The organism is Paenibacillus sp. FSL M7-0802 (assembly GCF_038004945.1).
Lineage (GTDB): Bacteria > Bacillota > Bacilli > Paenibacillales > Paenibacillaceae > Paenibacillus > Paenibacillus polymyxa_B.
This window is the reverse complement of the sequence record NZ_JBBOSD010000001.1, coordinates 3,496,970-3,517,500: the sequence shown is the minus strand read 5'-3', so window position 1 is coordinate 3,517,500 and position 20,531 is coordinate 3,496,970. Positions and strand designations below refer to the sequence as shown.

The 20,531-nt window shown below is 40.0% G+C and carries 18 protein-coding genes (1 of these 18 cut by a window edge); all 18 read right to left on the bottom strand.

What is annotated here, in order from left to right:
• Positions 1-1,076, bottom strand: partial view of an NAD-dependent DNA ligase LigA gene (gene ligA, locus MHB54_RS16180; RefSeq protein ID WP_023990576.1) — the 5' portion only. Its footprint begins 940 nt before the window's first position; the window shows 1,076 of its 2,016 coding nt (coding positions 1-1,076); its start codon is at positions 1,074-1,076; its stop codon lies beyond the left edge, outside the window.
• A gap of 89 nt (positions 1,077-1,165) precedes the next feature.
• The gene (gene pcrA, locus MHB54_RS16175) at positions 1,166-3,490 is read right to left on the bottom strand and encodes a DNA helicase PcrA (RefSeq protein ID WP_023990577.1); all 2,325 of its coding nucleotides are present in this window, start codon (positions 3,488-3,490) and stop codon (positions 1,166-1,168) included.
• A 41-nt stretch (positions 3,491-3,531) separates the two neighbouring features.
• Positions 3,532-4,242 carry a heptaprenylglyceryl phosphate synthase gene (locus MHB54_RS16170; RefSeq protein ID WP_049828463.1) on the bottom strand — a complete coding sequence of 237 codons (711 nt, stop codon included), beginning with the start codon at positions 4,240-4,242 and terminating at the stop codon, positions 3,532-3,534.
• Between the two features lie 126 nt (positions 4,243-4,368).
• Positions 4,369-5,241, bottom strand: a complete 873-nt coding sequence (locus MHB54_RS16165) for a phosphatidylinositol-specific phospholipase C/glycerophosphodiester phosphodiesterase family protein (RefSeq protein ID WP_023990579.1) — start codon at positions 5,239-5,241, stop codon at positions 4,369-4,371.
• 106 nt (positions 5,242-5,347) lie between these two features.
• Positions 5,348-6,748 (bottom strand): undecaprenyl-phosphate glucose phosphotransferase, encoded by a 1,401-nt coding sequence (locus MHB54_RS16160; protein ID WP_023990580.1) that lies wholly within the window; start codon positions 6,746-6,748, stop codon positions 5,348-5,350.
• Positions 6,745-7,653 carry a glycosyltransferase family 2 protein gene (locus tag MHB54_RS16155; protein WP_264454479.1) on the bottom strand — a complete coding sequence of 303 codons (909 nt, stop codon included), beginning with the start codon at positions 7,651-7,653 and terminating at the stop codon, positions 6,745-6,747. The genes MHB54_RS16160 and MHB54_RS16155 overlap by 4 nt, the downstream gene beginning before the upstream one ends.
• A 371-nt stretch (positions 7,654-8,024) precedes the next feature.
• On the bottom strand, positions 8,025-8,102 hold the full coding sequence (locus MHB54_RS28735; RefSeq protein ID WP_354005523.1) for a putative holin-like toxin: 78 nt from the start codon (positions 8,100-8,102) through the stop codon (positions 8,025-8,027).
• Positions 8,103-8,238: 136 nt separating this feature from the next.
• Positions 8,239-9,201, bottom strand: coding sequence for a glycosyltransferase family 2 protein (locus MHB54_RS16150; protein WP_264454478.1), 963 nt, complete (start codon positions 9,199-9,201; stop codon positions 8,239-8,241).
• 265 nt (positions 9,202-9,466) lie between these two features.
• Positions 9,467-10,336 (bottom strand): dTDP-4-dehydrorhamnose reductase, encoded by an 870-nt coding sequence (gene rfbD, locus MHB54_RS16145; protein ID WP_264454477.1) that lies wholly within the window; start codon positions 10,334-10,336, stop codon positions 9,467-9,469.
• Between the two features lies 1 nt (position 10,337).
• On the bottom strand, positions 10,338-11,357 hold the full coding sequence (gene rfbB, locus MHB54_RS16140; protein WP_264454476.1) for a dTDP-glucose 4,6-dehydratase: 1,020 nt from the start codon (positions 11,355-11,357) through the stop codon (positions 10,338-10,340).
• A 95-nt stretch (positions 11,358-11,452) separates the two neighbouring features.
• Entirely contained in the window at positions 11,453-12,001 is a 549-nt protein-coding gene (gene rfbC, locus MHB54_RS16135) for a dTDP-4-dehydrorhamnose 3,5-epimerase (protein WP_264454475.1), read from the bottom strand.
• 37 nt (positions 12,002-12,038) lie between these two features.
• Positions 12,039-12,782 carry a sugar phosphate nucleotidyltransferase gene (locus MHB54_RS16130; RefSeq protein ID WP_264454474.1) on the bottom strand — a complete coding sequence of 248 codons (744 nt, stop codon included), beginning with the start codon at positions 12,780-12,782 and terminating at the stop codon, positions 12,039-12,041.
• Between the two features lie 221 nt (positions 12,783-13,003).
• The gene (locus MHB54_RS16125) at positions 13,004-15,349 is read right to left on the bottom strand and encodes a glycosyltransferase (RefSeq protein WP_264454473.1); all 2,346 of its coding nucleotides are present in this window, start codon (positions 15,347-15,349) and stop codon (positions 13,004-13,006) included.
• 18 nt (positions 15,350-15,367) lie between these two features.
• Positions 15,368-16,756, bottom strand: a complete 1,389-nt coding sequence (locus MHB54_RS16120; RefSeq protein ID WP_264454472.1) for a glycosyltransferase family 2 protein — start codon at positions 16,754-16,756, stop codon at positions 15,368-15,370.
• Between the two features lie 25 nt (positions 16,757-16,781).
• Positions 16,782-18,068, bottom strand: coding sequence for a UDP-glucose dehydrogenase family protein (locus tag MHB54_RS16115; RefSeq protein ID WP_264454471.1), 1,287 nt, complete (start codon positions 18,066-18,068; stop codon positions 16,782-16,784).
• Between the two features lie 60 nt (positions 18,069-18,128).
• Positions 18,129-18,968: a glycosyltransferase gene (locus MHB54_RS16110; RefSeq protein ID WP_264454470.1), complete on the bottom strand. Its 840-nt coding sequence runs from the start codon at positions 18,966-18,968 to the stop codon at positions 18,129-18,131.
• Between the two features lie 9 nt (positions 18,969-18,977).
• Positions 18,978-19,715, bottom strand: coding sequence for an ABC transporter ATP-binding protein (locus tag MHB54_RS16105; protein ID WP_190298070.1), 738 nt, complete (start codon positions 19,713-19,715; stop codon positions 18,978-18,980).
• 16 nt (positions 19,716-19,731) lie between these two features.
• The gene (locus MHB54_RS16100; RefSeq protein ID WP_223821960.1) at positions 19,732-20,520 is read right to left on the bottom strand and encodes an ABC transporter permease; all 789 of its coding nucleotides are present in this window, start codon (positions 20,518-20,520) and stop codon (positions 19,732-19,734) included.
• Positions 20,521-20,531: the final 11 nt, after the last annotated feature.

The window sequence follows — 20,531 nt, the reverse complement described above, 5'->3', positions numbered from 1 at the left end:
TTCAGTGTACAATTTTGTACAGTGACTCCCGCCAGCTCTACCGGCTCTACCCTTGCAAGTGGGGTGATTTTACCGGTTCGTCCTACATTCCACTCAACCGAGTTAAGCACCGTTGTCGTTTCCTCAGCTTCGAACTTATATGCCACCGCCCAGCGTGGGAATTTATCGGTATACCCGAGAGCCTCACGTGTGCGCATATCTGTAATTTTCAATACTGCCCCATCAATGAGGTAATCCAATCCGGCACGAGATTCTTCGATCTCAATCAGCTGCTCCATTACATCTTCAAAATTATCAAAGTATGTCAGGTAAGGGTTTACCTTAAAATGATTTTCACGCAGGAAAGTCATCATTTCCTGGTGGCTGTTAAACTGGATACGGTCTGCATATCCCACATTGTAGAAAAATGCATTCAATCGCCGTTCTGCTGTCACTTTGGGATTCAAGTTACGCAATGCGCCAGCTGCGGCGTTGCGTGCATTTTTAAGAGGGTCCACGGCAGTCTCATTATATTTGGACAGTACAGAGAGATTCATTATCCCTTCTCCCTGTACTTCAATTGTTCCATTTCGAAAAGGAATTGTAAGTGGCACGGATTTAATGGTCTTCACCTGTGCCAATATTCCCTCACCCACCACGCCATTACCGCGGGTAGAAGCCTGTACCAGCTGTCCATCAGTATATGTCAGGTTCAGCGTCAGGCCATCGAATTTAAGTTCTATAGCATAGCCTGGAGATGGCAAAGGTTTCTCCGGGTTCTTGGTATTGTAATCATTGACCAGTTTAACAACACGCGCGTTCCATGCACGCAGCTGTTCCATATTCTGAGCTTTATCAAGGCTCCATAATGGGGCAAGGTGGCGATGCGGTGTGAAACCTTTGAGTAACTCCCCACCCACACGCTGTGTCGGCGAATCCGGCAGCACAAGACCGCTCGTCTGTTCAAGCGCTACCAGCTCGTCATAAAGCACATCATATTCTTTGTCGCTGATCTTGGGTTCATCCAGTGTGTAGTAATGATAGTTATATGTGTTCAGTTCAGCAACAAGCTGCTCCATCCTGTGCATTGGGTTCATGCAGGCGTATCCCTCCGGGAACTTCATCAGGGCAGAGGCCTAAGCCAAGCTGCCACTCATGAGGTTCGAGATTTAATGATGTTTGAGATTTATTCTACTTTTGTAATTGGTGCAAAGCCAGCCAGCAGTCGTTTAACCCCTACTGGAGCCGGGAAAGCAATTTGAAGCTCCATATCATTACCCGTTCCTTTTACAGCGACAATGGTTCCAATCCCCCATTTGCCATGCTGTACCTTGTCTCCAGCAGCAAAAATGGAGGGGCCTCCTGCCGAAGCAGCCGGAGTTGCTTTCGCAGATGAAGATGTCGTTACTGTTACGCGGGGTGACGCGGAAGCGGACGAACCACTGCGGCTCATCGTATCAAACGAGCGTTCTCCACCAAAGTTGCTGCCACTACCTTTATTCAGTCCGCGCCCACCATAAGATCCGCCTACATTGCCTGAACGGCGGTAGCGGTCACGTTTAATGATCGTATCCTCTTTTAACTCATCTGGAATCTCTTCGAGAAAGCGGGAAGGCGGGTTAGCTGTGGTGCGGCCAAACAAAGTGCGCATCTGTGCGCATGTAAGGAACAGTTGCTCCTCTGCACGGGTAATCCCGACATACGCCAATCTGCGCTCCTCCTCCAGCTCTTCGTTATCCAGAAAAGCACGACTATGAGGGAATACTCCCTCCTCCATACCGACAATAAATACGATAGGAAACTCCAGTCCTTTGGCGCTATGCATGGTCATCAATACAACCGCATCACTTTGCTCTTCTTCATCGTCATTCATGGAATCAATATCGGCAATCAGAGCAAGGTCGGTCAGGAAGGAGACGAGTGACTTGTCTTCCGCTCCTTTTTCAAATTCCATGGTTACCGACAGGAACTCATCAATATTCTCCAAGCGCGAGCGTGACTCAAGTGTATTCTCGTTTTGCAGCTCCAATCGATATTGGGTGGTTTCCAACATTTTTTCTGTTAACTCGGTAACCGACAGGTAGTCTACCATCCGACTTAAACCTTCGATCATATCGTAAAACTCTACCAACGCATTGCGTGTACGTCCTGCAAAGCCCAAATCGTCTACAACTTGAAGGACACGGAAAATCGAAACTCCCCGTTCCGCTGCAGCTGCCTGCAATTTACCGACGGTTGTGTCTCCGATGCTTCGTTTTGGCACATTAATGATTCGGATCAAGCTGATGTCGTCGTCAGGATTGGAGAGTAGGCGAAGATACGCCAGCAAATCCTTAATTTCTTTACGATCATAGAACTTGATACCGCCCACGATCTGGTAAGGAATATCCGATTTAATCAAAATTTCCTCGACAACCCGAGACTGAGCATTCGTACGGTATAAAATGGCATGATGGCTATAGGTTTTGCCCGCATTAATATTCTTATGAATTTCTGAGGCGATAAAGTAGCCCTCATCATGCTCGGAGTCAGCACGGTAAACTTTAATCTTGGCTCCGCCTTCTTTGTCAGTCCATAGTTTCTTCGGCTTGCGGCCTGTATTTTGACCAATAACTTCGTTGGCAGCATTGAGAATATTTGAGGTGGACCGGTAGTTCTGCTCCAGCAAAATGGTGCGCGCTTCCGGGTAGTCCTCTTCAAAATTCAAAATGTTGCTAATATCCGCCCCCCGCCACCGATAGATGGATTGGTCACTGTCACCTACTACGCAAATCCGGTGATGCTTGTCGGCCAGCATTTTGCACAGCATGTACTGCGCACGGTTCGTATCCTGATATTCATCAACATGAATGTATTGAAATTTCTTCTGGTAGAAATCCAGTACCTCAGGTACTTCTTTAAATAGCTGAATCGTTGCCATGATCAAATCATCAAAATCAAGAGAGTTGTTGTTTTTGAGCCGTTGTTGGTACTTGGTATATACCTTCGCCACAATCCCCTCAAAATAGTCACCAATCTTGCGCTCATACATTTCGGGAGTGACCAGTTCATTTTTAGCCGTACTCATCATAGACTGAACCGCTTTGGGTTCAAACTTTTTGGTGTCTATATTCAGATCCTTCATGCAGCTCCGAATGACAGACAATTGATCCGTAGAATCCAAAATGCTGAAATTGGAGGTGAAGCCAATCCGCTCGATATCCCGACGTAAAATACGCACACACATCGAGTGGAAGGTGGATACCCAAACATCTCTTCCCTGTGGGCCAATCAGCTTGGATACGCGATCTTGCATTTCACGTGCAGCCTTGTTCGTAAAGGTAATCGCCAAAATGCCCCATGGAGCCGTCTTGCGGGTCGCGATGAGGTAAGCTATTCGGTGCGTGAGCACCCGTGTTTTACCACTGCCTGCGCCAGCCATAATCAGCAGCGGACCATCTACCGCCTCCACAGCCTGACGCTGAGGCGGATTAAGGCGAGCTACCGCCTCATGTATATCTATTGATTGCATGCGTGCATGCTCCTTTCCCTGAGCTTCCATAAATTCACGTTCTATACTTCCAATTTCACAGCTATCGTCTCCAGCGCCTTCGCCAAGTCACGATAAATGATGTTACCTACTACAATGGTGTCACAAACCGCAGCCGCTTGTAACGCGGTAGATTTATCCACGATTCCTCCCCCGTATAGGACACGAGAGCGCTCCGTACTGCGATGTATTTTTTGCACCAGCTCCATATCCCCAAAAGCACCGCTATATTCCACATATACAATCGGCAGATGCATGAGCTTGTCAGCAATCTGTGCATATGAGGCGGCAGATGAAGCACCCAGCGAAGCATCTGCTCCGGTAAGCTTAGCGACCGTGGAATCACCGTTCAAAACAATATATCCTTCCGCCACAAGCAAATCCCACGGGATCACATAACCAAGCTGTTCAATCGCACGTTGGTGCTGCCCTAGAATCCAATTACTGTCAGTGGTATTCAGTACCATGGGAATCATATATAGATCAAACCCTGGCACTACAGCCTCCAGATCGGACACCTCAAGCACACACGGCACCTCATAACGCCGAACCCGTGACAGCAAATCCACCGTATTTTCATAGGTTACACCCGATGAACCTCCTACCATAATGGCGTCCGTACCAGACATACACACGGCGTCAAGTGCCTCATCATCCAGTTCCTTGTCAGGATCAAGCTTAAACACATGCTTCCATGATTGAATTGAATCTGCCAACACACATTCCTCCAGCATCCATTGCTTTTGTCATGATCCAGTCGAGCCGAATTCCAATATCCAAAAGCGTTCTATGCTAAGTCTATGACAGTGCTTAAAAGGTGTCAATGTTCGTATCAAATGGGAACACCCCGTTCAGACAGCTCATGGTCGTAGCGCATACAACCAACTGCGTTTACTAAGTTCTTTTTCCGTTAAAATATCTGTATAGAAACCTCGCACACCCATCTGTTCATACTCAGCCGCATCCTTCAACTCATTAATGGTATTTACGTAGCACACTGCCCCTGCCTGACGCAAACTTTCCACTAAAGCACCACTCACCCGATTCTCTGGTAAAGTTACTGCCGTTATATCATTTTGCTGTACAAATCGAATGATCTGGTCATCTTTATCCTCTGTGGCGTAGAGCGTATAAATAACGGATGGATAGGGATAAATACTCCGCAACGTTTGCAGCATTTCTTCATTGTAAATTTGAGGAACAATACGGGACAAAAGCTCGGGGTTTTTCTCCTGTGCCTGACGGGTCAGTTGTGCAAACAACTGTTTGATTTGGGCAGGGTCCTGTTCTTTCGTATCGGTCACAATATAAGCATCCGGGTATGTTTCCAATAGATCCAATACATCCTTCCAATCTACTGGAGTATAGGAACCGTGTATGGGTGTGTTTTTAAATTGATGATAGCTCCAAGGTTTTCCGCCCTGTTCTGTAGCAACTGCGTGTTCCTGTTGCATTTGCTCTGTAAAGGATTCTGTCCATTCATGGCGCGCCACCAAATGTCCGTCCGAAGTAAACATCAGGTCGACCTCGAATACGCGGCTGCCTTTTTTATAATTTTCCACAAACGCTTCACGCGCATTAGTATAGGCCAAACCATCAACGGCTCCCATGGCATGCGAAATCACACGGTGCGTGGTAAAGCCAGTATGTTCTTCTGTAGATTGCCCTTTGTAACCCAGTAAAAATGTGCCGGTTAATATTAAAAGAATGACCGCAGCAATTAGTCGTTTCATAGGGTGTCACATCCTTTTCGTACAGGTCAATACCCCACATACGCATACTCAAAACAACTGCCAGACGCAAAAACACCCTCCGGCTAAACCGAAGGGTGACTCTGGATTAATACGCGTTCTTGAAACCATTGCGAATCGTACGGAAAATAATTTTAATATCGAATAAGAGTGACCAGTTCTCAATATAGAAAATGTCATGCTTAATCCGTTCCTCAATAGATGTATCTCCACGCAACCCGTTGCTCTGTGCCCAGCCTGTGATTCCAGGACGAACATGATGCTTCACCATGTATTTTGGAATTTCCTCACGGAACTGATCCACATAATAGGGTCGTTCTGGGCGTGGACCAACGACACTCATATCACCCAGCAGAACGTTGAAAAATTGCGGCAACTCGTCGAGACTCGTTTTACGAATAAAAGTACCAAAACGTGTGCGTCTTGGGTCATTAGCAGTCGTCCAGCCCGTATCTTCAGTTCCAGGGGGCAGCACCTTCATCGAACGAAATTTGTACATTCGGAAGGTACGACGGTTCAAGCCTACCCGCTCCTGCTTAAAAATGATTGGCCCTCTGGATGTAATCATCACACCAATCGCCACCCCTAGCATGATCGGAGAGGTCAGGAGAATCGCGAATAAAGAGAATAAAATATCGAACAGACGCTTAAACAATCGATTCCCCGCCACATCCAGTGGAATATCCCGTACATTGATCATCGGCATACCTGCAAAGTTGTCAAAGTACGGGCGAGCCGGCAAATAATCGAAAAAGTCGGGGATTATAAGCGTGCGCACTCCAGCTTTTTCACACATGTTGATAATCTTGGGGTACTTATCATGAGCATCCAGCGGCAGCGCCAGAATGACCTCGTCAATCATCAGACGCGACAGCGTAGCCTCCAATTGATCTAAGCCTCCAAGAATCGGGCGAAAATGCGCCTCTTCCTCTTCACTCCAATGCCGCTTATCATCCAGAAAACCCACTACCTCGTATCCCAGATCAGGATACTGTCCAAGGTTATGATAAAATCGTTGGCCTAGAGTACCCGCCCCGAGAATAAGCATGAATTGCTTGTTGTATCCTTTTTGACGGAGAGCTTTAAGAACTTGCTTCAAAAAAAATCGGTAAAACAAAATAAGCAGAACGTTTCCAATCATATAGATTGCCAAATAGGACCGCGAAATGTCGATTTGCTTCACGAAGAACATCACACTCAACAGCACGAACAGGCCAACAATATGAATCTGGGTGACGCGGAATACGTCGTCTGCAAACCGTTTTTTGCGTTTGGGCGAATAGAGCGAGAATAACATCCCCAACACTACAGCAATCAGGCCGTAGATTAAGCTCCAGCCTCCATATACTTGAATAGGAAGCGGTTCTTTATAGGTGATCCATTCACTTTCAAATTTGAAAAACCAAGCGATCAGAAAGGACAACTGAATGACCGCGAAATCCGCCACAATATATAATTGGGTTAAAAAACGCTGATTTCTGCGTATCATGCTTTCACCTCAGTACGAGATTGTTCCCCGCCGTCTGGCTTGACCGGTGCGGACAACTTATTTTTTAGAAAGGCCATTCCAAATTTCACGGTAATTCCCGCATATACAGCCATATTGGTGATCCAACTGTATTGCTGTTTATAATGCTTACGATGAAATACCCACATTGCTCTATGAAACTCATAAATAATTTTCAAAGGACGACGGCGAGCGCTGCCCCCTTTGATATGAATAATATATGTGCGCGGGTAGTAGTAAATGCCCCACCCCGCTTGCTTAATCCGGTAACACCAGTCAATATCCTCACCATACATAAAAAAGGTTTCGTCCAACCCCCCGACCTGGTCAATCGTCTCCCGGCGCACCAGCATAAAAGCACCTACCAGTACATCTACAGGATACTCATCGTCCGGGCTTAGATGCCCAAGCTGATATTGATTGTACTTCGGGTTATCCGGGTAACGCTTCGACCAGCCGAAAGCGTAGTAAAAAGAAGCTGACGGCGTTGGAAATCCTCGCTTACAAGCCTTGTCTAATGATCCATCCGGCAAGATGACCTTGCAACCCGATGCCCCCATCTCCGGATGCGTATCCATAAACTGAACCATTGTATCCAGCGTGTCCGGTTGCACCAACGTATCGGAGTTCAATAACAATACATAACGCCCGCTGGCTACTTCCATCCCCTGGTTGTTCGCCTTGGCAAAACCTGTATTATTCTTATTGGCTATCAACGTAATCTCCGGGTATGCAGCACGAATAGCCTCAACAGATCCGTCACTGGAGTGATTATCAATAACAATCACTTCATATCGGTACTGCGACTTTGACGCATACACCGATTGCAAACAATCCAGCGTCAATTGACACGTATTATAGTTGACGACCAGTATGCTTACATCCATATTTAAAACGCTCCTGACAAATTCAGTAATCTATTCTACTATCGCCTATTATAGCATACCGCGCAGACCACGGGGCGCAAAAAAGCACATAACTTGTAACCTTACATAGTTAGTAGAATTTCACAAAATTCGATTCCTGTCGCTCCAAAGTGCAAATATAGACAAACGAAACCATTTCGATCTATATATTGTTCATTGGGAGTCGTTTATTAGATTTTTGTAAAATCCTCGGTTGAGGTCTAAAATTCATCGTGGTAAGATATACATGGAAAAAGGGCTGGTGCCAGCCAGCCCCTGCGCAACCAACGCTCCAAGAGCGGACGGTTTTGGAACAATCAGGCCGAAAATAGACCCTTCCTTGCGGGGGCGGTCTATTTTCGTTTGTTAAACTCTAACAGTGTGACGATTAACGCCCCGAACGTCAGCATTAAACTGAGCGCCTCAAACACTGTCACAGGCTTCACCCCCCTCCTCGGGAGAGTTAGCCGACCGCCCTTGCCAGCTCTATCGGTTGCACGTTTCAATTATACTATATTTTTCCATAAAGGAACACGCATTCGATGATGTTTTGTTGAATTCAATATTTTATTGAGCTTTTGATTTATTTTGATGATGACGAAGGGTAATCTTCTTTCTAAGTTGCCTTCTTTTCCCCCTAAGCTCGGGCAGTTCTTTGAAAAAAGTCTTCCAAGCTACAAGTACTTTTGGCTCTCTGAAAAGAAAATACAGATTACTTGCTATCTCATATGAGAGGAGAGAAATAATATTTTTCATCCATTCAGAGAAAATATCATTTTTATACATCATTTTATAACGATTAATATATGAAAGTCTTCTCACAAACAACGATTGGGATGTACGACTCGTTTCCTTCCAACCACGTTCATGGTAGGCTACTGCTCTAGCATCATAGTAAGCTTCCCAGCCGAGCAAGGCTGCTCGCCATGCAACATCTACATCTTCTTTGTATGCAAAAAAGCTTCCATCAAAAAATTCACCATTTAGACCAATGTCATTAATCATTCGCCGTGAATACAAAGCTGCTGCGCCTGAAACACCAAATACCTTTCCTGACTCTGACCACTGAACTGAAGGCTCTCCTGCTCCTCGATCAAAAGCTCTTCTGGCTGAATTCATAACAATACCCGTGCTATCTATCATCTCCCGGTTCGCTTTACGCAGCAATTGACCTGTAGCACTGCCTATATGCTGATTATGCTCCATCACTGCAACCAGTCGCTCAATGTAATCAGGTTCTATAGTAACGTCTGGGTTAAGTACTAGCACATAGTCCGTATCGTTCAACGCTATTGCTTGATTATGACCAGGGGCAAAACCGACATTTTGGACATTAGAGACAAACTTGAATTTTGAACCAAACAAATGAGCTATTTCTTTAACTTGTTCCTCTGTCTGATCCTTGGATTGATTATCTATGATAACCACTGCTTGTAGGGGGTAGCTTTGCTTGCTGACAGCCTTTAAGCACTCTTGGATATCTTTTTCACTGTTATACGTTACAATATGAACACTTACGGATTTAATCATAGATTTCATGTTCCTCGTTTATGAGATTTTGGCGTATTTACTCCAAATGTTCTTATTCCTATCATAGAGCAAACCAGTATAATTTCAAAGAGCTGTTGCAGTCTATAGATTGTTATGTACACAAAAAGACGCAGCGACATGGGGAATGTTTCAATAAAATAAAAAAAGTCGAGCATAAACCCGACTTTTCCAGAAAATTATTGAGACCAAATATATTTGAAATCAAGCCCTATTTAAGCTTTTATGAACACAATAAAATATTTCTTTATGATTGACTGCTATATTCCTGTAAAAAATCCTGCAGTCCTTCACGCCAATCGCGCAAATCATTCAACCCATTTGTTCGGATCGCAACATGCTCCATAACGGAATTATGTGGGCGTGCTGCAGGTCTAGGAAATCGCTCCGTACTACACGGCTCCAAGGTGGCCGTGACTTTAACACCTAAAAGTTCTACCGCATCCTGAAAAATTGCTTGCGTAAACTCATACCAGGTGCAGGAACCGCTATTAGAAGCATGGTATACGCCATACTTCTCCGTTTGAATCAATTCTGCCAAAAAACGTGCTAAATCCACCGTATAGGTAGGTGAACCCTTCTGATCATTCACCACCTGAAGCTGCGGTTTCTCCTGTCCAAGCTTCAGCATCGTTTTAACAAAATTGTTCCCGTACAGTCCATATACCCATGAGGTACGAACAATAAAGTACCTGGAGGAAAGTGTCTGGGTTAACACTTCTCCCGCCCGTTTGGACTTTCCGTAGATACTCTGCGGATTGGTATTATCGTACTCATGATATGGCTGCTTTGCCGTTCCATCGAACACATAATCTGTGCTGATATAAACCAGCTTGGCTCCAACCTTTTCCGCAGCCAGCGCCATATTACGTGTACCTGCCGCGTTGACTTGATAAGCCCCGTCGACATCAGTCTCCGCTGCATCCACAGCCGTATACGCTGCACAATGGATTACGGCGTCAGGTTGATATTGTCCTACAATCTTCACAGACTGCTGCAAATCCGTGATATCCAATTGTTCCCGATCGCAACCAAGAACATCATGTCCTTGCTCTTGAAAAACCTTTACTACGTCTTTACCAAGTTGACCGGATGCTCCAGTAACCAATACCTTCATTCTACGCATCCCCCAAGCGGGAACCATACTGCTTTGCATAGTATTGTTGATATTCGCCAGATTGAATGCGAGTCCACCATTCTTCGTTGTCCAAATACCAGCGAATCGTTTCTTTAATGCCGGTTTCAAAAGAGTGCTTTGGCTTCCAGCCCAACTCATTCATGGTCTTCGTTGGATCAATGCCATAACGGCGGTCATGACCTGGACGATCCTGCACATACGAAATCAGAGATTCTGGCTTGCCCAGCTCCTCCAATACCTTTTTGACGATATGCACATTTGTCCGCTCGTTATTCCCCCCGATATTGTATACTTTACCCAGTTTACCCTGATGAATGACCAGATCAATGGCGCTGCAATGATCCTCTACATACAACCAATCGCGAATGTTCAAGCCATCCCCGTATACAGGTAGCTGTTGATCGCTCAGTGCACGAGAGATCATTAGCGGGATCAATTTTTCAGGAAACTGGTATGGACCATAGTTGTTAGAACAACGTGTAATATTCACTGGTAAACCGAAGGTTTCATGATATGCACGAACTAGCAGATCGCCGCCTGCCTTGGATGCAGAATAAGGACTATTAGGCTGCAACGGAGTTTCCTCCGTGAACAATCCTGTTTCACCCAGAGAACCGTACACCTCATCTGTTGATACCTGTACAAACTTGGTCACATTATATTTCTTAGCTGCGTCCAACAGCACCTGTGTACCGAGGACGTTCGTTTTCACAAACACTTCCGGTTCCAAAATACTCCGATCGACATGCGACTCTGCCGCAAAATTCACCACCACATCGATGCCCTGCTGCATTAGTTGGTCAATCGCTTGCGCGTCGGTAATATCTGCTTTCACGAAGGTATGATTGGGATGATTTTCGATGGATTTCAAATTTTCCAGGTTACCTGCGTACGTAAGCGCATCTATATTTACAATTTCGTAATCTGAATGCTGTTTTAACATATACAATACAAAGTTACTGCCTATAAATCCGGCCCCGCCGGTGACAAGAAGTTTCATACAGACCTCCTAGCTGAGCAATGTCTAAAGATATTAGACTCCTGGACTCATTTTCTTAACTCAAAAGCATACAAAGCATTAATTTGTATTAGATTCTAATCAAAATTGATTTCCGCATCTGTCAGAACAGGCTGCTGTCTATCCTTCTCTGACAGTATCGCCTTGGAGGTAGGCCAGTCAATACTCAGTGCAGGGTCATTCCATAGTATCCCTCTGTCGTGCAAAGGAGAATAATGTTCATCAACCTTATACAACACCTGAGTATTTGGAACAAGCGTACAAAAACCATGAGCAAACCCCTTAGGTACCAGTAACTGGCGATGATTATACTCACTTAGAATGACACTCATCCATTGCCCAAACGTAGGAGAACTTTTTCGAATGTCCAAAATCACATCATAGATAGCACCTGTGAGTACCCTGATAAGTTTCGTTTGTGCCTTCGGATTTAATTGGTAATGCAACCCACGTATAACTCCTGCATCAGCAGAAAGAGATTGGTTATCCTGAACAAACGTATGAGTAATCCCCTCATTTTGCATAACCTGTTGATTATAACTTTCCATAAAAAAACCGCGTTGATCACCATGAACAATCGGCTCTATTATACTTGCACCTGTTAATCTTAAAGGTATCATCTTCATGCTATACGTCCTTCCCTCAATGCTGTGAAACTTCGCTTTACAACTTTAACTTACCAAATTCCTCACCGAATATAATGTTTTGCGCGAGTTCATTTGCTCTGGCAAGCGAAGTATGAGTTCCTGCATCCGTCCACCAACCTTGAAGAATATCATAGGTCAATGTTCCGTTAGCAATATACGCATTATTTACGTCTGTAATCTCCAATTCTCCACGTGTCGAAGGTTTTAGGGTTTTCACAATATTAAAAACATTATGATCAAACATGTAAATGCCCGTAACTGCATAATCGCTTTTAGGCATCTGAGGTTTTTCTTCTATAGATAGAATACGTTGATTTTGAATTTCTGCCACACCAAATCGCTGGGGGTCATGGACCTTTTGCAATAATAATTTAGCACCAACATTCTGTTTGCGAAAATTTTGTATAAACGGAGAGATATCATCTTCAAATACATTGTCCCCTAAAATGACAACCATCTGATCCGTACCCACAAATTGTTTTGCCAAGTATAATGCTTGGGCAATACCACCGGCTTCGTCTTGCACCTTATATGTAAAGGTTACGCCCATATCGCGTCCGCTTCCAAGCAAATTTACAACATCCCCCATATGTTCTTTACCTGTTACAATAAGAATGTCCGTAATATCGGCTTTTTTCAGCTTATATATAGAATGGAAAATCATGGGATAATTACCGACAGGAAGCAAATGCTTATTGGTCACCTTGGTTAAAGGAAAAAGGCGAGAACCAGTCCCGCCCGCCAAAATTATACCTTTCATGGAAATCTCCTTTACATGTAGTTTATTCCAATATCTAAAAATTAAATCGTTAAGAATGCCGATTAACAGTCACCCAATGATATTGACAAGAACTCTTCAATCCAATAACTCAGTGCCATAGACCTTTAAGCTGTTTAAGCTTATAGAGTTAAAGTCATACCCTTTTATTAGTAATACAAACATGCTATCTGCATCATTATTTTACTAAAAACCCAATTACTTCATTTAAATTTCAATATAAAATTTCTTAACTTACTGAGCAGTAAGCCGATTCGAGAGTTGTCCATAAAATCTTGATATTTTACAATTAATTTCCACGATCTCATATTATAAATTTTTTGTAACTCCAATAAGGAAGCAGCTTCTGTAATCGAATTATTATTTACATTATTCAGATCATTTGACCTGATATCCAAATTGTATCTATTTCTTTCATTCCATATCCACTCAAGATCAGCCTCGCGTTGTAGAAATTCACAATACAACGTAAGATAATCATCAATTAAATTAGATAACGACTTTAAATTGTGAACTTCTTCATCCTCAAATTTGTTATTTAATAAGTTCACCAATTCCACTTCTAAAGTTCTAATCATATTATTTTTATCAAACTTAGCTATAATTTTTTCTCTAGCATTTTTGCTAATAGTGTTGTATTGATCATTATTTCTTAAAAGAGATTCAATAGCCTCAACATATTGATTTATCTCATTTTGACTGTACTCTTTACTAACCTCTATATCAATAAATTTTGTCCTTTCTTGTAAAAACGGAAGTAGTCTACCTACTTTGTCATCCACAAGTTCTTTTTGTCCGCCTACATCTGAACTAATAACAGGCACTCCCATAGCTAATGACTCGTATGCAGTTAATGCAAGTCCTTCTCTTATAGAACATATCAATGTCAGATCGCTGTCCCTATAAAAGGGTTTCATATCGTTTTGCCTTCCCAAAAGATAAACATTATCTCCAAGCTTTTCATTTTCGATTTTATGCCTAATTCCCTCTAATTGAGGACCATCACCAACAACAAAGAATGCGATATTAGGGATTTTCTTTATAACTTCTTTCGCTATAGCAATCATTAAAAATGGTCTTTTTTGCTCAGCTATTCTACACGGAAATAATACGACAGGGCGTTCAGAGCTAATTCCCAGTTCTTCTTTAATTGAAAATTTGCGATATTTCGCAGGGTTATACTCATCTATGTCTACACCTATATACAAAGTTTCTACATCGCTTTGTTTCCTATTAAATGTTTGTATCATCAGTTCCCTTAGATGATCATTACATACATAAGTCTTATCAATTATATCACTAACTACAGCAGAAGTTCTTGCATAACCACCAGCTCTCCATCCCATTTCTTCCATGTGTACATAATCTATAATTTTAAGCTGCGGAAACTCTTTTTTTAACCATGGGATTAGATAGTATCCATAGTAGCTATTTGAAACCATTACAATATCTATTTTTCTCGTTTTTATAAAATAATGGATAAACGCACTCCAATCCTTAACATCAAGAAATGTAGTTAAATCAAAAATATCATTTGTATGTTCTTCAAACCTTTGCCTCCAAGTTGAATCACCGGGATTTGTAGTAATTACCGACACTTCAAACTTGTCTTTATTCAAACGAGATACAATATCCAAATTAAAAAGGTCAGCTCCACCCATAACCAGATGAGGTAAGATCATGAGCATTTTTGTTTTATTATTTAAATCAATATTATTTCTAGACCATTCCCATTTTCGAGGTTTTTCAAAATTCACCCCTCTGAATCTTGGAAACTCAATAGCCTGAACATTGGTATCAACTTTTTTTCCTAATTTTTTTATAATACTCATGGCATGTTCATGCTTATCTGCATTTCTGCTAGTATTCGCTAAACCACCTGTATCGGTCTTTCGGTACCAGAAACCATACCAACCCATGTGTACTGGATATTTACCTTTTGAAAGTAACTTAAGCCAAAGAGCCCAGTCCTCGTAGTGTAGACTTTCTGAAACGTCATATCTCCCAACTTCAAGGAAATCTTTTTTTCTGATTCCTGCTGTGCATGTAAGCAGGTTTTCAGTTTTCATTTGCTGAGCATCAAAATTTTTCTTCCAGAGATATTCTTGGTTTCCAAATCCTAAGCTGTCACTATATGTCCAACTAGCTTGAGGGTTACAATAAAGAGACCAATATACACACTCAATGTAAGTAGGATCAAGTAAATCATCAGCATCAAGAGGTATAATTATTTCAGTAGAGGATAATTCGACAGCTTTATTGCGGGCTTCAGATGGACCACCATTCTCCTGATGATGTAATACAATTCTACTATCACTGTCAGCGAGTGCAGCAAGCTTCTCAACATCTACTTTACTGGTACTTCCATCATTCACAATAATCCATTCAAAATAAGGGAAAGTTTGATTGAATAGACTAGACGCTGTCTGATCTATATGTTGTGCGCTATTATAAAACGGTGTAATAACGCTGACTAGAGGAGCTTCAGTATAACCAATTTTTTTTTTACTATTTCCTATTCCAGGTTGCTGTGCATAGTTATAATTCAATTTTCAATAACTCCTTTATCACTTATCATTAATTTGTTTCTCTAGACTCTCTTTGGCCTCTATAAGCTGCTGATTCCACATTTTCAAATCGTCTATAATAATATTTAGGTTTTCTACTTCCTTTTTATAGTTTGCAAGTTGAACTTGAAGCCAGTCTTTCCCTTTTTCAAGTTCATTAATCCAATTTTTCATATCTCCTATAACATTAATTTGCGTAGAAATACTTTCTTTACTTTCACCAAGTTGCTCTTCTAACCATTTTTTTCCTTCGATCAACTCGTTATTATATTTTTTTAAATCGATAATGATATTTTCTTTTGAGTTAAGGTCAGATTCAAGTTTTGCAAGCTGATCTTCCAGCCACTTTTTACCTTCCTCTTGTTTTACTATCCATTCATCATATTCTGAAATCAAAGGGTAAATATGGTTATATAGATCCAAAGCTTCATTATATTTTTTTTCAAAAATTAAAGCATACAACTTCTCGTTTAACTTATCTTTAGGCTTAATTTCGTTTTCAAAGCATTGTTCAAAAAACCAGTACATATTACGAATAATATCTTTTTTTTGCGAATTAGATATTAACTGACTAAAAAAAATATTTTTAATATTAAAATCCAAATATTTAGCTAAAATGATGCTAAAAAGATGTTCCTTGTTAAACTTTCCGAAAAGCTCATATGCCAATAATTGGCTTTTGTTGATTCCGTAAAAATATTTCTCATCTAAAATATAACTAATTGATTTACTTTCTTTATTTCTAATTCTATAGTTATACACAATATCATTAAAGAAATATATCCCATTAGCACTTAACATAGCATGAATATTGAATACAAAATCTTGGGAAACAATTTTCTCAGGAAATTCAATATTATTGTTTTCTACAAATGATTTTTTATAAATTTTCGTCCATATTGAAGGAGCTATTTCTAACAACTGTTGATTTTCTTCTATAGATTTCGAATCAATTTCATCAGGAAATCCCATAGGCAACACATTATCCAAAATGATACTTCCGTCTTCTGATATAGTTCTATATGAAGCAAAAGCAAAATCAATATTTTTTTCAGATATTCTCTGATAAAGTAAATCACAAGCATTATCAGTATAATAGTCATCTGGGTCTAAAAACATTATATATTCTGCACTCGCATTCTTAATACCTACATTTCGTGGTTTTCCAGCAGCTCCACTACTGCTGCTCAAATGTATAGAGATGACATTAGAATTCTCACTTGCGAATTGATCGGCGATATTCTTGCTTTCATCAGTAGAATTATCATCAACCAAGATAACCTCTATGTTATTAAATCCAATCGTCTGCCTTTTAAGAGAATCCATTGCTTCAGGGAGATATTTTTCGACATTATATATTGGTACAATTACACTGATCTTGTAATCCATATAACCAAACACCTCCAAAAAATTTTCAGGATCTTCCTATTGAATTATAATTAACTCCTGTATCAATCATATCAGATATTCTATAACAATTTCGCCCATCATAAACATTTGGTGTTTTCATATTTTTTTTAAATTGACTAGGTGAAATTTTCTTTATCTGGTCCCATTCTGTAAAGATAAAGCAAATTTCCGAATCTTGGAGTGCGCTTTCAGGTGTTTGGGCATATGTAATCTTATCAGAATATATCTTTTTTACATTATCCATTCCCACCGGATCATAAACAGTAACAATTGCGCCGTCATTCAGTAAAATATCAATATTGTTTATAGATGGTGCCTCACGCAAATCGTCAGTACCTGGTTTAAATGTTAGTCCTAGTACAGTAACCCTAATTCCATTAAATGAGGAAAATTGTTTTTTAGCTTTCTGGATCAATCTTGTTTTTTGTAATTCATTTACTTCTATAGCTGCTCTGACTGTCTTTAACTCGTAACCACGGTCTTTTGATAACCAGTGTAATGACTTAGTATCCTTGGGAAAGCATGATCCGCCGTATCCTACTCCTGCATTCAAAAATTTCGCTCCTATTCTATCATCAAAACTCATACCTTTGGTAACATCCTCAATATCTGCACCTACCAGTTCACATAAGTTAGCTATGTCATTGATGAAAGATATTTTTAGAGCTAAGAAGTCATTAGAGGCATATTTAATCATTTCTGCACTAGTTCGACTTGTTATTACAAATGGTCTATTAAAAGGCTCATAAACCTGCTTCAGTAAGTTAGCTGCTTCTTTCGAATTAGCACCAATAATAATACGGCTAGCTTCCATTGTATCTCTAATTGCTGTCCCTTGAGATAAAAATTCTGGATTAGACAGTACTTCAACGTTAACATTATTGTGTATATTTTTTTTCATAAACTCTTCAATTTCATCACTTGTTCCTACAGGAACTGTTGATTTAAGCACTATTGTACAATCATGCTGAAGGTTTTTAATTATTTCTTTTGATACTTCATATACATAAGTCAAATTTGCAGAACCATCGATATTTTCTGGTGTCTCTACTGCTATAAATATAATCTCTGCCTCTTTATAAGCAGTCTTAAAATCAGAAGTAAATTGTATGTTATGGTTCTTTTTCAATAGACCCTCTAATCCATTTTCATAAAAAGGGGGAATTCCTAATTTTAATAGTTCAATTTTCGCTTGATTTTTATCTATACAAACTACCTCATGTCCTATTTCAGCCAAACATATACCAGTAACCAATCCAACATATCCGGTTCCCGCAATTGCTATTTTCACGCAATTTCCCCCCTCAACTTCAATGATAGCCAAATACTATCATTGAAGTATTTTCGTTTTTCACTTACGATAAATGAAACTTTTAGTCAATTTAATTATCGCATTTATATAACCAAAAAGATAAACTAAAAGGCAAAAAAGAAAGGGGCCTTTCGTTACTCCTTGCTTGAGATATTCTCTTCTAATTATACGGTCATATCTAAGATGTCTAGTTAATGAAGTATTCGCATAGAAATTCCCGCTACTAATCTTAGCATCTATCCTTTTATGATAATTGGCCAAGGGTTTCGGTATAACAACAATTTTATGTTTCAGAAAAAAACGCATATTAAATTCCCAATCACCGAGCAAAGGTATATCTTTACGATATCCCTCTATCCTGTCATACGCCTCTCTTTTGTAGACAAATGAATTAGTTGTAAACAGATTGCATCTGGCTATTTCCCAACCACGAATTCTTCGTAGTCTGTTATTGAAAACATATCTTTTTAGAAAACGAATTTTGTTCGCTTCTAATGTTTCCTCAATGATAGTGGTCTGAGTTACAGCGCCATCTACTCCCTTGTTTTCATTTAATAACGAAATGCATTCATCTAAAAAGGAAGGATCCCACGTGTCATCATCATCTAAAAGTGTGACATAATATCCGGTACTCTTTGAAACTCCAAGGTTAATTAATTCATCTATATGAAGATTACTGTTTATATGAAGAAGTATAATATCATTCGAACTTTTAGATTTGAAATCATGCATGATTGACTCAATTAATTCTTTATCTTCTCCTGAATTCACAAGCACTATTTCCCAGTCTGCATAAGTTTGCGACAGGATACTATTAATTGCCCTTTTAAGGAGAAGAGGTCTGTCTTTTGTTCGTACTACAATAGAAACCTTACCCACTATAATCACCTAGGATATATTTTTGTATGTTTCTACAACCTTGGATATTTCATCAACAAGAACAAGCTCTCCTTTATTCAACAATAGAGCTCTTTGACATAACTTCTCAACTTGTTTTATAGAGTGCGAGACAAATAGAACAGTGGTACCTTTATTTATTAGCGAAGAAATATATGCTTCGCATTTTTCCTGAAACTTAAAGTCACCAACAGACAAAACTTCATCTACAATTAATATATCTGGGTCCACAATTGTAGCTATAGAGAATGCAAGTCTGGCCAGCATACCTGAAGAATAATTTTTCAAAGGTACATCTATAAATTCATGAAGCTCCGAGAAATCAACAATTCTATCAAAGCATTCACTCATAAACTTGTTAGAGTGACCGAATACCGCCCCATTTAAAAATATATTTTCTCTCCCTGTTAAATCGAGGTTGAATCCTGCACTTAATTCTATTAAAGGTGCTATGGTTCCGTTAACAACAACTGTACCAGAAGTAGGTTTTAAAACTCCTGCAATGACCTTGAGTAATGTGCTTTTACCAGCACCATTTAATCCTACCAAACCAAAAACTTCACCTTTTTTTATTTCGAATGAAATATTTTTCAGTGCATTAAACTCCTGATAAAAAAGCTGCCCTTTAATTAACTTTAAAATGTGTTCCTTTAAGTTATCTACCTTTTCCTGACTCATATTGAAGGTCATAGATACATCTTTGACCTCAATTGCCATTTCGCTATCCATGTAATATCACATCCATTTATATATATAGAATAAAATCATCTTGCTTTCTTCGGAAAACTAAAAGCCCGATTATCAAGGTTACAACTCCTATTGATGCACAAATCAAATGCTGTTGTAGAGTAGGTGTAACACCGTACATAACTACATCCCTAAACATCTGAAGAGTGTAATAGAGTGGATTTAACTCAAATACTATTTTCAAATTATCAGGTATAATGCTCATTGGAAAAAATTGAGGCGTAAAATACATCCATGCGGTAAGAAGAACCTCGTATAAATATTTCAAATCTCTAAAGAAAACAGTGTATGCTGATAGAATAAAGCTCAGTCCAACACCAAATAAAAAGGTATAAAACAAAGGAATTGGAATTAGAAAAAGGTTAGGAGTCAATTTTACTCCTCCACTCACTATCGCAACTATAACTAAAGCTATCAAAGCAAATGCAGTATTAACTAATGATGAGAAACATTTAGAAAGCGGAAAAATATACTTTGGAATATAGACTTTTTTAATTAATGAAGCATTGCCAACTACAGAATCCATCGCCATAATAGTCCCACTTGAAAATAGATCCCAAATTATTCTTCCTGTTAGTACGTATATCGCAAAATGTGGTATATTACTTTTGAATAGCGAAGCAAATACCATCGTTAAAACAATCATCATCATCAATGGTTGAAGGACACTCCAAATTACACCTAATATTGAACGACGATATTTTATTTTAATATCGTTGATTACAAGTTGTTTTAATAAATATCGGTATTTATTAAAATTCAAAAAATATTTCTGCATAATTTGCATAATTACCCCCA

Bases quoted from the DNA above. Each gene is read 5' to 3' on its own strand.
- pcrA (WP_023990577.1), bottom strand. From the start codon at position 3,490: ATGCAATCAATAGATATACATGAGGCGGTAGCTCGCCTTAATCCGCCT.
- MHB54_RS16170 (WP_049828463.1), bottom strand. From the start codon at position 4,242: ATGCTGGAGGAATGTGTGTTGGCAGATTCAATTCAATCATGGAAGCAT.
- MHB54_RS16165 (WP_023990579.1), bottom strand. From the start codon at position 5,241: ATGAAACGACTAATTGCTGCGGTCATTCTTTTAATATTAACCGGCACA.
- MHB54_RS16160 (WP_023990580.1), bottom strand. From the start codon at position 6,748: ATGATACGCAGAAATCAGCGTTTTTTAACCCAATTATATATTGTGGCG.
- MHB54_RS16155 (WP_264454479.1), bottom strand. From the start codon at position 7,653: ATGGATGTAAGCATACTGGTCGTCAACTATAATACGTGTCAATTGACG.
- MHB54_RS16150 (WP_264454478.1), bottom strand. From the start codon at position 9,201: ATGATTAAATCCGTAAGTGTTCATATTGTAACGTATAACAGTGAAAAA.
- rfbD (WP_264454477.1), bottom strand. From the start codon at position 10,336: ATGAAGGTATTGGTTACTGGAGCATCCGGTCAACTTGGTAAAGACGTA.
- rfbB (WP_264454476.1), bottom strand. From the start codon at position 11,357: ATGAAACTTCTTGTCACCGGCGGGGCCGGATTTATAGGCAGTAACTTT.
- rfbC (WP_264454475.1), bottom strand. From the start codon at position 12,001: ATGAAGATGATACCTTTAAGATTAACAGGTGCAAGTATAATAGAGCCG.
- MHB54_RS16130 (WP_264454474.1), bottom strand. From the start codon at position 12,782: ATGAAAGGTATAATTTTGGCGGGCGGGACTGGTTCTCGCCTTTTTCCT.
- MHB54_RS16120 (WP_264454472.1), bottom strand. From the start codon at position 16,756: ATGGATTACAAGATCAGTGTAATTGTACCAATATATAATGTCGAAAAA.
- MHB54_RS16105 (WP_190298070.1), bottom strand. From the start codon at position 19,715: ATGGATAGCGAAATGGCAATTGAGGTCAAAGATGTATCTATGACCTTC.
- MHB54_RS16100 (WP_223821960.1), bottom strand. From the start codon at position 20,520: ATGCAAATTATGCAGAAATATTTTTTGAATTTTAATAAATACCGATAT.